General features: G+C 66.9%; 10 protein-coding genes. 3 read left to right on the top strand and 7 right to left on the bottom strand.

Annotated features, from left to right (window positions below):
* Positions 1–57 precede the first annotated feature (57 nt).
* The 3 genes from VA603_RS05145 to baeS all read right to left on the bottom strand — a co-directional run bounded on the left by VA603_RS05145 (position 58) and on the right by baeS (position 3208).
* Entirely contained in the window at positions 58–846 is a 789-nt protein-coding gene (locus VA603_RS05145) for a DeoR/GlpR family DNA-binding transcription regulator (RefSeq protein ID WP_165931170.1), read from the bottom strand.
* A 260-nt stretch (positions 847–1106) separates the two neighbouring features.
* On the bottom strand, positions 1107–1823 hold the full coding sequence (locus VA603_RS05150) for a response regulator (protein WP_132864631.1): 717 nt from the start codon (positions 1821–1823) through the stop codon (positions 1107–1109).
* On the bottom strand, positions 1820–3208 hold the full coding sequence (baeS, locus tag VA603_RS05155; RefSeq protein WP_323438144.1) for a sensor histidine kinase efflux regulator BaeS: 1389 nt from the start codon (positions 3206–3208) through the stop codon (positions 1820–1822). The genes VA603_RS05150 and baeS overlap by 4 nt, the downstream gene beginning before the upstream one ends.
* A 146-nt stretch (positions 3209–3354) precedes the next feature.
* On the opposite strand from baeS, the gene VA603_RS05160 reads away from it, so the two are divergent.
* The 3 genes from VA603_RS05160 to VA603_RS05170 are packed head-to-tail and all read left to right on the top strand — an operon-like array spanning position 3355 to position 9140.
* On the top strand, positions 3355–4530 hold the full coding sequence (locus tag VA603_RS05160) for an efflux RND transporter periplasmic adaptor subunit (RefSeq protein ID WP_425603663.1): 1176 nt from the start codon (positions 3355–3357) through the stop codon (positions 4528–4530).
* 9 nt (positions 4531–4539) lie between these two features.
* A complete protein-coding gene (locus tag VA603_RS05165) occupies positions 4540–7680 on the top strand; it encodes an efflux RND transporter permease subunit (protein ID WP_323438145.1) in 3141 nt (1046 codons plus the stop codon).
* Between the two features lie 35 nt (positions 7681–7715).
* Entirely contained in the window at positions 7716–9140 is a 1425-nt protein-coding gene (locus VA603_RS05170) for an efflux transporter outer membrane subunit (protein ID WP_323438146.1), read from the top strand.
* Positions 9141–9193: 53 nt separating this feature from the next.
* On the opposite strand, the gene VA603_RS05175 is transcribed toward VA603_RS05170, so the two are convergent.
* The 4 genes from VA603_RS05175 to arsH form a co-directional block, all read right to left on the bottom strand.
* Positions 9194–10339, bottom strand: a complete 1146-nt coding sequence (locus VA603_RS05175; protein ID WP_323438147.1) for a pyridoxal phosphate-dependent aminotransferase — start codon at positions 10337–10339, stop codon at positions 9194–9196.
* Positions 10339–13008 carry a TonB-dependent receptor plug domain-containing protein gene (locus VA603_RS05180; protein WP_323438148.1) on the bottom strand — a complete coding sequence of 890 codons (2670 nt, stop codon included), beginning with the start codon at positions 13006–13008 and terminating at the stop codon, positions 10339–10341. Before VA603_RS05180 ends, VA603_RS05175 begins: the two co-directional genes overlap by 1 nt.
* Before the next feature lie 248 nt (positions 13009–13256).
* Positions 13257–13601, bottom strand: coding sequence for a hypothetical protein (locus VA603_RS05185; protein WP_132864638.1), 345 nt, complete (start codon positions 13599–13601; stop codon positions 13257–13259).
* A 217-nt stretch (positions 13602–13818) separates the two neighbouring features.
* Positions 13819–14565, bottom strand: coding sequence for an arsenical resistance protein ArsH (gene arsH, locus VA603_RS05190; protein ID WP_323438149.1), 747 nt, complete (start codon positions 14563–14565; stop codon positions 13819–13821).
* Positions 14566–14576: the final 11 nt, after the last annotated feature.

Genomic DNA, 14576 nt, shown 5'->3' on the forward strand with positions numbered 1-14576 from the left:
AAGCATCGGCACAGGGGGAGAGAACCGAAGCCGCACGCGGCAACGGGCGAAGATCAATCAGGCCGCGCCGACCGGCACCAGGTGCAGCTGCGCCGGCCCGGCCAGGAACTGCTCGCGCAGCTCGGCGGGCAGGTCGTCGGCAACGACAAGGTGATCCACCTGCGCGAGCGTGCCGATGCGATACGTGGCGCGCGTGCCCAGCTTGCCCACGCCTGCGACGATGATGGCCACACCGCTGGCCTGGATCATGGCCTGCTTGAACGCCACTTCTTCGGCATGGATTCCCCAGACACCGGTCTCCGGGTCCACCGCGCAAGTGCCGGGAATACAGATATCCACCTGCAGTTCGGCAAGCTGGCGCTGCGCGATCACGCCGATGGCGCCACCACTTGCCGGATCCACGCGGCCGCCGATCATCACCACCTCGGCGACCGGGTCACCGCACAGCGCCGCGGCGACGGTGGGCGCGTTGGTGATCACGGTAACCGCCTTGCCGCGCAGTGCCTGCGCGATCTCGACATTGGTCGAACCGGCGTCCAGCAGCACGGTCTGCCCCGCTTGCACCAACGATGCCGCATGGCTGGCCAACGCGCTGCGCTCTCCGTCCCGGCGCTGCATGCGTTGTGGCAACCCGTCGAAGTGCGCGGTCGGCAACAGCGCGCCGCCGTATACCCGCCGACACAGGCCCCTGCCCGCCATGTCACGCAGGTCACGGCGGATGGAATCCTCGGAGACCTCGAAGCGTGCGGCCAGCTCGCTGGCCACTACGCGTCCGTGGGCCTTGAGCAAGGCCAGGATCCGCTGTTGGCGCTCCTGCGGCAGCACCTCGTTGTGGGGGGAATCCATGTGACCCGGCTCCGTTGATCGCGGGAAGCGTTGGGGACGCGCCACGGCCTGCAGCCGTTCGGCGTCATTGCGACGCCAGCAATCATGCACAAACGAGATAAAACATGCAACAACATGCATTCAGAGCCACCCCGCTCCGGCGTAGGCAGTGGCACGGGCACGCATCGCCGCCCCCGACGCCAAGGCGCGGGGCGTCCTACCGCCACACAGGCCGATGGACCCACGCAATCCACGGCAGGACACCGCAACCGCCCGTGCGATCAGGACCGGGGATCAGGCTCCCTGGACGGCAGTTCGAAGCTGTAGCCCACCCCGTAGATCGAACGCACACCGTCCCCCTGCATGCCGGCCTCGCGCAGCCGGCGACGAAGGTTGCGCACATGGCTGTCCACGGTGCGGTCGGTCACCACCCGGTGGTCGCTGTACAGATGGTTGAGCAGTTGCTCACGTGACCACACCCGGCCCGGGCTACCCAGCAAGGTGCGCAACAGACGGAACTCGACCGCCGTCAGGTCCAGCACGCGGCCATGCAGGAAAGCGCGATTGCCGGTTTCATCGATGACCAGGCCCGCTTGCCGAGGCTCCGTCTGGCCGTGGCGGTAGCGGCGCAACACCGTCCCCACCCGCGCCACGACTTCCTTGGGACTGAACGGCTTGCACACGTAGTCGTCGGCACCGACCTCCAGCCCGAGCAGGCGATCGATCTCCTCCACCCGCGCGGTCACCATGATCACCGGCACATCACTCTCCGCGCGGATGGCACGGCACAACTCCACGCCATCACGCCCCGGCAGCATGATGTCCAGCAACACCAGGGCGGGCCGGCGTGCGTGGAAGGCGGCCATCACCTGGTTGCCGTCGGCCACCCAGTCACTGCGGTAGCCGGCTGCGTGCAGGTAGTCGCGCAGCACCGCCGCCAGGCGCGGTTCGTCCTCGACCACGAGCACTTCAATGGCGGCGTCGATGGATGTGTTCATGCGTGCAGTGGCAGTTCCACCACGATGGCCAGCCCACCGAGCGCGGACGCTTCGGCGTGGATGGCGCCGCCATGGGCCAACACGATGTTGCGGCAGATCGCCAGACCCAGCCCGCTGCCGCCACTGGCGCGATTGCGCGAGGCATCCACCCGGTAGAACCGCTCGAACAGGCGCCCACGCTTGTCCTCGTCCACGCCCGGCGCACTGTCCTCGATGCTTATCCGCACGTGCCGTTCATCGCGCAACGCATGTACCGCGACGCTGCCGCCGCGGTCGGTGTAACGCAACGCGTTCTCCAGCAGGTTGGCGAACAACTGCTGCAGGCGCCGTTCATCCCCCTGCACCGGCAGCGGGCCGGGCGCGGATGACACGACCAGCGCCAACCCCGCGTCGTGGAAGCGGGAGCGCATGCCTTCCACCGTCGCGCGCAGCACCGCATCCAGGTCCAGCGGCACATGTTCGTAAGCCAGCTCGCCGGACTGGGTCAACGCCAGCTCGTGCAGGTCGTCGATGAGCTTGCCCAGCTGCCGCACTTCGCCCTGCAGTGGTGCCAGCGTCGCCGCGCTCATCGGCCGGATGCCGTCCTGGATGGCCTCCAGTTCCGCACGCAGCACCGACAACGGCGTGCGCAGCTCGTGCGAGATGTCGGCCATGAACTCACGCCGGTTCCGCTCGCTGTTCTCCAGCGCGCCGGCCATGCGGTTGAAGTCCTGCGCCAGCCGCCCCAACTCATCGTCGGCGCCGGGCACGATGCGTGTGGCGTAGTCCCCGCCGGCCAACCGGTGGGTCGCCGCCCCCATGCCCTGGATGCGCTTGCGCAGGGGCCGGGTCAACAGCCACGCCGACGTACCGGCGACCAGCACCGCGACGATGCTGATCGCCCACCAGCGCCGCACCTGCGCCTCCATGAAGCGCTGCTCGTTGCGCGCCAATATCTTCTGGAACGGCACCATCGCCAGCCAGCCCACGGTATGGCCTTCCACCACGATCGGGCGGCGGATCGCACTGCCATCGACGTCGGCGTTGCCGATTACCCGTTGGCCCTGCGCATCAAGCAACGCGAAGCGGGCCACCGCACCGGTCTGGTCCGACACCGGTGGCGCACTCAGCAAGGCTTCGTCGGCTACCGGGTCGCCCACGTGGGGACGGATCAGCCGCAGCCAGACCTTGCGCTGGCCGCGCACGAACTCCCAACTGCCATGTTCGGCGTACTCAGCCTGCAGGCGCGGCAACAGCAGTTCCATGCGGCCGATGCCCTGGCCATTGAGGTAGCCCAGGAAGCCCCTTTCGAACAGCCATTTGCCGGCCATGCCATTGACCAGCAAGGCGACTGCGCACATCAACAGCATGGCGCAGAAGATCTTGGCGGCGATTCCGAATTTCATGGTGCGCGGATGTGGACGGGCCGTGACGGGATGGCCCCATTAGCGGCGCCCTGCCGCCGCGATGCAAGCCCGCGCCATCAATCTCCATATTTGCTGCACATTTGCCTCGCAGGCTGGCGTCACCTGGAAACCACCGAGTGCCCCCCATGCCCGCTGCTGTTCCACCCCGCACTGCCCTGGTTCCGTTGGCCCTGCTGGTCTGCGGCGTGCTCACGGCCTGTTCGTCCAAGCAGGAGATGCCCTCCCGCGAGGTGACCGTCTCGGTACAGCCGGTCACTGTCCAGCGAATGGCCATGGAGCAGACGTTGCCGGGCCGGACGGTGGCGTTCATGACCTCGGACGTACGCCCGCAGGTGGGCGGCATCATCCAGAAGCGGCTGTTCACCGAGGGCGAGCAGGTGAAAGCCGGCCAGGTGCTCTACCAGATCGACCCGGCCAGTTACCAGGCAGCCTACGACAACGCGCGCGGCACCCTGGCCCAGGCCGAAGCGGCGGTACTCTCTGCGCGCCCCAAGGCCGAACGTTATGAAAGCCTGGTCAAGGCCGATGCGGTCAGCAGGCAGGACGGCGACGATGCCCTGGCCGCGCTGCGCCAGGCCGAGGCGGCGGTGGTGGCCGCGCGCGCCGGGCTGCAGAGCGCGCGCATCAACCTGGACTACACCCGCATCACCGCCCCCATCAACGGCCGCATCTCCACCTCCACCTATACCCCCGGTGCCCTGGTCACCGCGGGCCAGACCACCGCACTGACCACCATCCAGCAGCTGGATCCGATCTACGTGGACGTCAGCCATACCAGTGCCCAGCTGCTGGCGCTGCGCAGGCAGCTGGCCTCCGGCGCGCTGCAGTCCGTGGACGGCAAGGCACAGGTCAGCGTCACCCTGGAGGACGGCAGTACCTACGCGCACACCGGCACCCTCGAGTTCGTGGGCACCGCCGTGGACACCGGCACCGGCAACGTCACCCTGCGCGCGGTGCTGCCCAATCCCGACGGCCTGCTGCTGCCCGGCATGTACGTGCGCGCGGTGCTGCCGATGGCCATCAATGACAAGGCCATCCTCGTGCCGCAGAGCGCGGTCACCCGCAATACGAAGGGGGAAGCCACCGTCAAGCTGGTGGGCGAAGGCGACAAGGTGGTCGAGCAGGTGGTGACGCTGGGCGATGCCGTCCGCAACCAATGGGTGGTCACCGCGGGGTTGAACGCCGGGCAGCGGCTGATCGTGGCCAATGGCAGCAAGGCCAGCGCCGGGCAGACGGTCAAGGTGCAGGCCGCCAACGCCGCCGCGGCTGACCCCGCCACCGCCACTCCCGGCACCAAGTAAGGATCGGCCATGGCACGTTTCTTCATCGACCGGCCGATCTTCGCGTGGGTCATCGCCATCGTCATCACCCTGGCCGGCACGCTGGCGGTGTTCTCGCTGCCGCTGGAGCAGTACCCGGACATCGCCCCGCCGTCGGTCTCCATCCGTGCCAACTACACCGGCGCCTCCGCACAGACCGTGGAGAACGCCGTCACCCAGGTCATCGAGCAGCAGATGACCGGGTTGGACAACCTGATGTACATGTCCTCCAGCAGCAGTTCCTCCGGCGGCGCGCAGATCACCCTGACCTTCGAGTCCGGCACCAATGCCGACACCGCGCAGATGCAGGTGCAGAACAAGCTCCAACAGGCCGAATCCAAGCTGCCTGATGCGGTCAAGAACACCGGCGTCACCGTCACCAAGTCCTCCGGCAACATCTTCATGGTGGTGGCCTTCAGCTCGGCCGACGGCTCGATGCAGAAGAACGACATCGCCGACTACATGGTCTCCTCGGTGCAGGACCCGATCAGCCGTGTCTCCGGCGTGGGCAACGTGCAGGTGATGGGAGCCCAGTACGCAATGCGGATCTGGCTGGACCCGGAGAAGCTGCGCACCTATTCGCTGATGCCGTCGGACGTCAGCAATGCGATCAGCGCGCAGAACGCCGATGTGTCGTCCGGCCAGCTCGGCGCCCTGCCCGCCGTGGACGACCAGGGCCTGAACGTCACCGTGACCGCGCGCAGCCGGCTGCAGACCCCCGAGCAGTTCCGCCAGGTGGTGATCAAGTCCGATCCCAGCGGTGCGGTCGTGCACCTCTCCGACGTGGCCACCGTCGAGCTGGGCGGGGAGAGCTACAACGTCATGTCCACCTTCAACGGCAAGCCCGCCGCCGGCATGGGTATCGAGCTGGCCAGCGGTGCCAACGCACTGCAGGTGGCCGACGCGGTGCAGGCCCGCCTGCAGCAGCTCAAGCCGTTCTTCCCCACCGGGCTGCAGTACCAGGTGGCGATGGATACCACGCCGTTCGTGCGCATCTCCATCGAAGAAGTGGTCAAGACCCTGATCGAGGCCATCGTGCTGGTGGTGCTGATCATGTACCTGTTCCTGCAGAGCTGGCGGGCGACGCTGATCCCCGCGGTCGCGGTGCCGGTGGTGCTGATGGGCACCTTCGGCGTGCTGTCCCTGCTGGGCTATTCGATCAACACCCTGACCATGTTCGCGATGGTGCTGGCCATCGGCCTGCTGGTGGACGATGCCATCGTGGTGGTGGAGAACGTCGAGCGCGTGATGGCCACCGAACACCTGTCCGCGCGCGAGGCCTCCCGCAAATCGATGCAGCAGATCACCGGCGCACTGGTCGGCATCGCGCTGGTGCTGACGGCGGTGTTTCTGCCCATGGCGTTCTTTGGCGGCTCCACCGGCATGATCTACCGCCAGTTCTCGGTGACCATCGCCTCGGCGATGATCCTCTCGGTGCTGGTGGCCATGACCTTGACGCCGGCCATGTGTGCAAGCCTGCTGGTCGCGCCCGGCCCGGACGGCCACGCCTTGCACCGCGGTCGCCTGGGCCGCTTCTTCGCCGGCTTCAACCGGCGCTTCGACGCCAGCGCCGAACGTTACCAGCACGGCGTGCAGCGCCTGCTCGGCCGCCGTTCGCTGGGCGTGGCCTGCTATGCCGTGCTGTTGCTGGTGATGGGCCTGCTGTTCTGGCGCCTGCCCACCTCGTTCCTTCCCGCCGAGGACCAGGGCACCCTGATCGTGCAGGTCAAGCTGCCCTCGGGCACCACCATGCAGCGCACCCAGGCCGTGATGGACCAGCTCACCGCCTATGCGCTCGAGCAGCCGGAGGTTTCGACCATCATGGCCAACGCCGGCTCCGGTGGTGGTGGCGGCAACAGCGCGCAGAACTCGGCACAGGCCTACATCCGCCTGAAGGACTGGTCGTTGCGCGAGGCCAGCGCACAGGAGGTGGGCGTACGCATCACCCAGGCCATGTCCCGCATCCCCGATGCCCAGATCTTCGCGGTAACCCCGTCCGGCATTCCCGGCATGGGCCAGACCGGCGGCTTCACCTTCCAGTTGCAGGACCTGGGCGGCGCCGGCCATGAAGCGTTGGTCGCCGCCCGCGACCAGCTGCTCGGCAGCGCCGGCCAGGAATCCGCCCTGGCCAAGGTGCGCTATACGGCGGTCGACGATGCGCCCAGCTTCAAGGTGGAGATCGACGATGCCAAGGCCGGCGCGCTGGACCTGGCCACCAGCGACATCAACAACACCCTCTCCACCGCCTTGGGCGGCACCTACGTCAACGATTTCATCAACCGCGGCCGGGTGAAGAAGGTCTACGTACAGGGCGAGGCCTCCGCGCGCATGCTGCCGGCCGACGTCGGCCGCTGGTCGGTGCGCAACAGCGATGGCCAGATGGTGGCGTTCTCCGCCTTCTCCACCTCCTCGTGGGATTTCGCGCCGGCGACACTGACCCGCTTCAACGGCAGCGGCTCGATGGAGATCAGTGGCGAAGCCAATGCCGGCACCAGTTCGGGCACGGCCATGGAGACGATGGAACGGCTTGCCGCGACGTTGCCGACGGGCATGGGCTTCTCCTGGTCGGGGATGTCCTACCAGGAACGCCTGGCCGGCAACCAGGCACCCTTGCTGTACGGCGTCTCGCTGCTGTTCGTGTTCCTGTGCCTGGCCGCCCTGTATGAAAGCTGGTCGGTGCCGTTGTCGGTGATGTTGGCCGTTCCGATCGGCGTGGTGGGCGCGCTGCTGCTCACCAGCCTGCGCGGGCTGGAGAACGACGTGTACTTCCAGGTTGGCCTGTTGACCACCGTCGGCCTGGCCGCCAAGAACGGCATCCTGATCGTGGAGTTCGCCAAGGAACTGGAAGAACAGGGCCAATCATTGTTGCAGGCGGTGCTGCATGCCGCGCGCATGCGCCTGCGTCCGATCCTGATGACCTCGTTGGCCTTCCTGCTCGGCGTGCTGCCGCTGGTGGTCAGCAGCGGCGCGGGGTCGGCCGGTCGCCATTCGCTGGGCACCGGCGTGTTCGGCGGCACGCTCGCCTCCACCGCGCTGGGCATCTTCTTCGTCCCGCTGTTCTACGTGATCGTGCGTACCCTCTCGCCGCGCAAGGCACGTCCGCAGGCGACCGAAGTGGAGAATCCGTCGTGATCCGAACCTGTCCCCCGCCCGGACCGCGCCACTCCATGCTGCTGGCAGCCTGCCTGCTTGCACTGGCTGGATGCACCAGCATGGCACCGCGCTACACGCGGCCGGCCGCACCGGTCAGCGACACCCTTCCCGCGGGTGTTCCCGCCATTGCCAGTGACGCGGGCGCCGTGGCCGACCTGCCGTGGCGGCAGGTGTTCCTGGACACCCGCCTGCAGCAGGTGATCGCACTGGCGCTGGAGAACAACCGCGATCTGCGCATCGCCCTGCTCAACATCGAAACGCAGCGTGCCCAGTACCGGATCCAGCGGGCTGCATCGTTGCCGTCGATCGATGCATCCGCCGCACAGTCACGCAGTCGCGGCACCGACGCCTCGGGACAAAGCGGCGTCAGCCGCAGTGCCAGCGCCGAGGTCGGCATTGCCAGTTGGGAGCTGGATCTGTTCGGCCGCGTCCGTAGCCTCAAGGACCAGGCCCTGGAGAACTGGTTGGCCACCACGGAAACCCAGCGCGGTACCCGCCTGACGCTGGTTGCCGAGGTGGCGAGCGCATGGTTGACGCTTTGCGCCGACCAGCAACGGCTTGAGCTGGCCCGGCAGACCCTGCACAACCAGCAACAGACACTGGCCCTGGCCCAGGAGCGTCATGCACAGGGCATCGTCTCCGGGCTGGATCTGTCGCAGGTCGAGGCCAGCGTGCACAGCGCGCGCACGGACGTGGCCAGCTATACCGTGCAGCTGGCACAGGACCGCACTGCATTGGAGCTGTTGGTCGGCACCCGCCTGGAAGACCCCTTGCTGCCGTCCAGCGAAGCACTGGACAGCGCCGTGGCGCTGGCACCGATTCGGTCGGGTCTGGATTCACGGGTACTGCTGGACCGGCCCGACGTGCTGGCCGCCGAGCACGCCCTGAAGGCGGCCAATGCCAACATCGGTGCGGCACGTGCCGCCTTCTTCCCCAGCATCGCGCTCACCGCCAACACCGGCCGCAGCAGTGACGCGCTGTCCTCGCTGTTCAGCGGGGGCCAGCGCACCTGGTCGTTCGTCCCCAGCATCAGCATCCCGATCTTCCATGCCGGTGCGCTCAAGGCCGAGCTGGACGTCGCCACGCTCGGCAGGCACATCGAGGTTGCCCGCTACGAGAAGAGCATCCAGAGCGCCTTCGCCGAAGTCGCCGATGCCCTGGTCGCCCGCGCCAACCTCGATGAACAACTGGAGGCACAGCGCGCACTGGTCGCGGCCAACCAGCGCGGCTTCACCCTCGCCGACACCCGCTACCGCACCGGCGTGGACAGCTACCTCGAAGCGTTGGACGCGCAACGTTCGCTGTACAGCGCCCGGCAGGCGCAGATCACCCTGCAGCTGTCCGAAGCCAACAACCGGGTGACGCTGTACAAGGTGCTGGGCGGCGGCGCCGACGCGCAAGGCGACGGTAGCCCTGCCACCGGGCCGGAAGCCCCCTGACACGCGATGCGTCGAGCGCCCGGCTTGCCCCAGGTACTTGACTGCTCGCGGTCTCAAGCGAGCACTGCGACCAGCGCTGCACGGGCCTGCACGTTCTCCGCCTGCGTGCCGATGGTAATGCGGACCCAGTTGTCGTACGGCGCGAAGCTACGACCGATGCGGATACCGTGCGCCAGTAGGCCTGCCGCCACCTCGGCATGCGGACGGGCGGTATTGATGAACAGGAAATTGCCCGCCGGCTCGGCATAGCGCCAACCACGCTCACGCAGCAGCGCCAGCCATGTGGTGCGCTCGCGGGCCACGCGCTCGCGCACACCCGCGATGTAGGCCGGATCGGCGAGGCTGGCCGACGCGGCCGCGATCGACAACTGGTTGAAGCCATGACTGCCGCCGACACCACGGGTGCGCAGCGCATCGGCCAGGTCGCGTGGCACCAACGCATAACCGACCTGCAGACCGGCCAATGCGTGGATCTTGCCCAGCGTGCGGAACACCGCCACGTTCCGGCCCTGGTGCAGGTGACGCACCGCGCTGCGGGCCGCCGCATCGGGCTGGTAGTCGAGATAGGCCTCATCGACGATCACCAACGTGCGCGCGGACGCGGCCTCGACGAACGCATCGAAGGCCGCCGCCGGGCTGATCGTTCCGGAAGGATTGTGCGGGTTGACCACGAACAAGGCCCGCGTATCGGGCTGGATCGCCGCCAGCAACGCCGGCAGGTCGTTGTACAGCCCGGCATCGAGCGGCACCTCGATGGCCTTGCCGCCAAACGGGGCGGCGGCCTTTACCAGCGCGTCATAGCCGGGCACCGAATACACGAAGCTGCCGCCACCACCGGCCAAGGCCAGATGCTGACCCAACGGCTCCAGCACCTCGCCGATGATCACCTGCTCCGGTGCCACGCCTTCCAGCGCGGCGATCTGTGCCGCAAGCGCATCGCCCTGTTCCACACTGACATAGCGCGGTGCCAACGGCAGCGCCTGCGCGATCGCCGCAGCCACCTTGGGCGAAGGACCATAGCTGCTTTCGTTGAGATCCAGCCGGATCGGGCCATTGCTTGCCTTTGGCGATGGCGCCTTCGCCACCGCGCTGCCCGATGCCAGCGGCAGCAACGTGGCCAACGGCGCCGCAACCGCCGCCGTCGCCCCACGTGCCAGCCAGGCCCGGCGCCCGGGATCGAAGCCCTGTTCGCCCGCCATCAGAACTTCACCTGCAGGCGTCCGTAGTAGTACGCACCGCTCCAGCCGAACGGCGACAACTCGCTGTACGGGAACACGCCAAACGTATCTGCGCCGGACACCCGGGCGGTGGTCTCGATGCTGCGGGTGGGGTAGGTATTGAACACGTTGTCCGCTCCCAGGGTCAGGCTGATGTGGTCACTGATGCGGAAGCTTACATCCGCATCGGTGATCCACTTGGCCTCCAGCCGCTGGATCACGTCGTAGTTGCCAACCGTCCCCGCCTCGGTGGGCAAGGTGCGGAAGTGCGTCGAGCCCTTGGCGAACTCGGCGATGTTGGCCGCGCTCTGGTTGGTCGCCGCGATCTGCTCGATGCGTCCATAGCGGTGCGTGCCCAGATGCAGCGACCAACGGCCCACGTCCCAGCCCAAGGCCAGGGTCAGGTTGTCGCGCGGCTGGCCCTTCTCCACGCGGGTGCGTTCGGTCACGTCGAACAGCGGCGTCTTCACCCCCAGTGCGAGCAATTCGGCCGGCGTGGAGGACACGCGGGTCAGCTCGGTCTTGTTGCGGTTGTAGCCCAACGTGGCGGTCAGCTTGCCGGCCTCGCCCAGTTCCCACAGGTAACGTGCCGACGCGTCGACGCCCGTGGTGCGGGTGTCGGCAGCGTTGCTGAAGTAACGCACGCTGGTGACACCCGGCGAGCCGAGCTTGGCCAGGTAGTCGCGGATTGCCGAGGAGCCGGCACTGTCCACGAAGTTGCTGGACAGGAAGATGCGATCATCGATATCGATGCGGTACACGTCCAGCGACGCGCTGAGTCCGCCGACGCCCCAGGTAAAGCCGGCGGTAAGGTTGGTGGCCTTCTCCGGCTTCAACGCACGCGCACCCAGTGCACGCGCCTCCACCGAGTCCACCGGCGCAGTACGCACCAGCACGTACTCCGGCAGGCCCGTAGTGACGTTGTTGAGGGTGCGGCTGCTGGTCGAACTGAAGTACTGCTGGGCCAGGGCCGGCGCATGGAAGCCGGTGCTGGCCGATGCCCGGAACGCCAGCCCGTCAACCAGTTCGTAACGCAGCGCCAGCTTGCCGTTGGCGGTGGAGCCGAAGTCGCTGTAGTCCTCCCAGCGGCCCGCCAAGGACACCAGCAGGCGATCGGTCAGGTCAGTCTCGGCCTCGGCGTAGGCCGAAACGTTATGCCGGCTGTAGTTGCCGGCGTCGCCCGGCTGGATGCCGGCAAAGCCCTGCGAGCCGATGGTCGGCACGGCACCGGCCGAGGGGCCGTCCAGCACCCGTGCCGGCCCCCAGATGTAGGAGGCTTCCTCGCCCGGACGGATGCCGTAGCTATCGCGACGGTACTCCGCGCCCACGGCCAAACGCAGGGGGGCATGCCAACCCACGTCGAAGCTGTTGTTGGCATCAAGGTTGGTGGTCCACTGCGAAGCCTTCAGCGCGCCGTTGTAGAACGCGGTAGGGCTGGCGGCGCCCAACGTGGCGTTGAGCGTATTGCGGGTGCGGTACTCCAGCGAGTTCCGCCCGTAGACGGTGCTCAGGTCCCAGTGCCAATTTCCGGCCAGGCCCTTGAGCCCGGTGCCGAACGAACGGTCGGTGCTGCGGGTATCCACCCACGGCAGGAAGCCATTGGGATAGATGGCGCGGACGTTCTCCACCTGCCCGGCGCGGCGGAACGACGCATTGGAGCTGCCCTGGCTGTCGGTATAGCCGCCGAAGGCGTACCACTCCAAGCCCTCGGCCCACGACAGCGGCTTGCGCAGGTTGGCGAAGAAGGTCTTGTCCTCGGTATCGGCGCTGTCGGCGAAGCGCCACAGCGACTTGCGGTCGATGCTGGCTTCGCGCGGGTCGGCAACCGCGCCGGTCGCGGCGCCGCCAATCGGATTCAAGCCGGTACCCGAACCATAGTTGCCCGACAACGCCACCGGCTTCCCATTGGTGCCGATACCGAAGTACTGCTGGCGCGTATCGGCCTGTGCACGGTCAGCGGCCTCACGCTTGCGGTAGTCCCAGGACAGGTGGATGCCACCGCCCTCGGGGAAGGCGAAGCCGGTTCCCAGGCTGACCTTGGTGGTGTCACCGCCACCGTCCTTGGTCGAGCCGTGGCTGGCACTGCCTTCGAACCCGTCGTCCTCGCGCAGCACGATGTTGATCACGCCAGCGATTGCATCGGAACCGTACTGGGCCGATGCACCATCGCGCAGCACCTCGATGCGCGCGATGGCGGCCACCGGAATGGTATTGAGGTCGGTGGAGACCGCGCCCTTGCCCACGGTACCGCCGGTATTGACCCAGGCACTGGTGTGGCGGCGCTTTCCATTGACCAGGATCAGGGTCTGGTCGGGCGACAGGCCACGCAGCGTGGCCGAACGGATATGCGTGTTGCCATCGGGCGTGGTCGGGTGCGGGAAGTTGTACGACGGCAACAGCGACTGCAGGATCGTGCTGATGTCGGTGTAGCCACTGCTGCGGATTTCCTCACCACTGAGCACGTCCACCGGCACCGGCGATTCGAGCACCGTGCGCTGTTGGGTGCGGCTGCCGATCACGCTGACCTGGTCCAGCCGGACCACATCCGAACCGGTGGTGGTGGCCTGGGCGGAGGCAAGCGCGGGCAGGGCCAGCGAAGCAGCGATGGAAACGGACAACACGGCGCGCGGCATGGAACGAAGGACAGACATGCGGATGATTTCCCCGGGAAGCGGTCATGGCAAAGACGATCAGCGCATCCGGGCCATGCCCGCCCCCCCTGGGCGACGCATGCGGAACGGCGATGTCACTCCCTTGTCATAGTGGAGGCTTGCTGCAATGCGTCAAAGCGCATTGCGGCATAAGCAGATAACCAATCGCGCGCCCCCCAGCAGGAGCGCCTTCAGGCGCGAAGCTCGTGTGGCCTCCATGCCACGCTGTGTCTAAACCAAAGCCCTGCTCATGGCACAGAGGTTGTGCATTGATGCGGCGGCACGATCAACCACTTCGCGGCCAAGGCCGCTGCTACACGCGTGCACCACCAGTCGGTGGATGTGCACCCACGCAGCGTCACCAGTACCAGCCAGACAAGCGCAGCAGATGCTCCAATTCCTACGAATGCGGGATAGTTCCTAATCGGCGCACTATTCAGGTGCAACCGCCCCCTAAAAAGCGCCATCACTGGCGCATTTTCCGGCAGCGAACTCAGTTCAAGCGCCATCACCGCCGCTTTTCGCGGCATGGATGCCACTTCAACCGACGACGTTGCCGCTTTTTTCGACATCACAGGCACTTCTACCAGCATCGGTGCCCCTTGAGGGGGCATAGTGCAATCACAAGTGGCAAACGCGGTGCATCAAGCACCATCCACGCCGCTAGTTCAGCGAACGAGCGCGCTTCGTGGGCGGTAACTATCCCTCGCACTCACCAGCGCTCGGGTTGATTCTGCACAGGCCGAATAGCGCAGGCACGCGAACGAGTGGAGCCCGACTGCCGGCAACGGCCCGCAACGCAATAGTCGGTCAGCGTTGTATCACCTCCACCACGCCTGCCGCCCGTGCCAACGCCGCCGCTTCAACGGCGCCCTTGCGCTCGCTGTAGCGGTCAACCAGGTAGTCGCTGCGACCACGCACCATCAGCGTGAATTTCATCAGCTCCTCCATCACATCCACCACGCGATCGTAGTAGGGCGAAGGACGCATGCGCCCGCTATCGTCAAACTCCTGCCAGGCCTTGGGGACCGAAGACTGGTTGGGGATGGTGACCATGCGCATCCAGCGCCCCAACACGCGCAATGCGTTGACCACATTGAACGATTGCGAACCGCCGCATACCTGCATGACCGCCAGCGTGCGCCCCTGGGTAGGACGTACGCTGCCCTCTTCCAACGGCAGCCAGTCGATCTGGTTCTTGAACACACCCGTCAGGGTGCCGTGGCGCTCCGGTGAAACCCATACCTGGCCTTCGGACCACTGCGACCACTCCCGCAGTTGCCGCACCTTGGGATGGTCCTTGTCGCAACTGTCGAGCATCGGCAGCCCGTGTGGATCAAAGACGCGCGTCTCTGCCCCCAGTTGCAGGAGGACACGCTCCGCCTCCAGCGCCAGCTTGCGACTGAACGATTGCGGGCGCAGCGAGCCGTACAGCAGCAGGATGCGTGGCCGATGCAGGCCATCGGAGGCTGCCCGCAACCCACCATCCGGCACCGGCAGCAGATCGAGGTTGATGTTGGGCAGGACGTCAATTGGGGATTGCTGATCGATATTCATTCCATTATTCT

The sequence above is a fragment of the Stenotrophomonas capsici genome (genome assembly GCF_034961085.1).
GTDB classification, from domain to species: domain Bacteria; phylum Pseudomonadota; class Gammaproteobacteria; order Xanthomonadales; family Xanthomonadaceae; genus Stenotrophomonas; species Stenotrophomonas capsici.

Bases quoted from the DNA above. Each gene is read 5' to 3' on its own strand.
- VA603_RS05145 (WP_165931170.1), bottom strand. From the start codon at position 846: ATGGATTCCCCCCACAACGAGGTGCTGCCGCAGGAGCGCCAACAGCGG.
- VA603_RS05150 (WP_132864631.1), bottom strand. From the start codon at position 1,823: ATGAACACATCCATCGACGCCGCCATTGAAGTGCTCGTGGTCGAGGAC.
- baeS (WP_323438144.1), bottom strand. From the start codon at position 3,208: ATGAAATTCGGAATCGCCGCCAAGATCTTCTGCGCCATGCTGTTGATG.
- VA603_RS05160 (WP_425603663.1), top strand. From the start codon at position 3,355: ATGCCCGCTGCTGTTCCACCCCGCACTGCCCTGGTTCCGTTGGCCCTG.
- VA603_RS05165 (WP_323438145.1), top strand. From the start codon at position 4,540: ATGGCACGTTTCTTCATCGACCGGCCGATCTTCGCGTGGGTCATCGCC.
- VA603_RS05170 (WP_323438146.1), top strand. From the start codon at position 7,716: ATGCTGCTGGCAGCCTGCCTGCTTGCACTGGCTGGATGCACCAGCATG.
- VA603_RS05175 (WP_323438147.1), bottom strand. From the start codon at position 10,339: ATGGCGGGCGAACAGGGCTTCGATCCCGGGCGCCGGGCCTGGCTGGCA.
- VA603_RS05180 (WP_323438148.1), bottom strand. From the start codon at position 13,008: ATGTCTGTCCTTCGTTCCATGCCGCGCGCCGTGTTGTCCGTTTCCATC.
- VA603_RS05185 (WP_132864638.1), bottom strand. From the start codon at position 13,601: ATGCTGGTAGAAGTGCCTGTGATGTCGAAAAAAGCGGCAACGTCGTCG.
- arsH (WP_323438149.1), bottom strand. From the start codon at position 14,565: ATGAATATCGATCAGCAATCCCCAATTGACGTCCTGCCCAACATCAAC.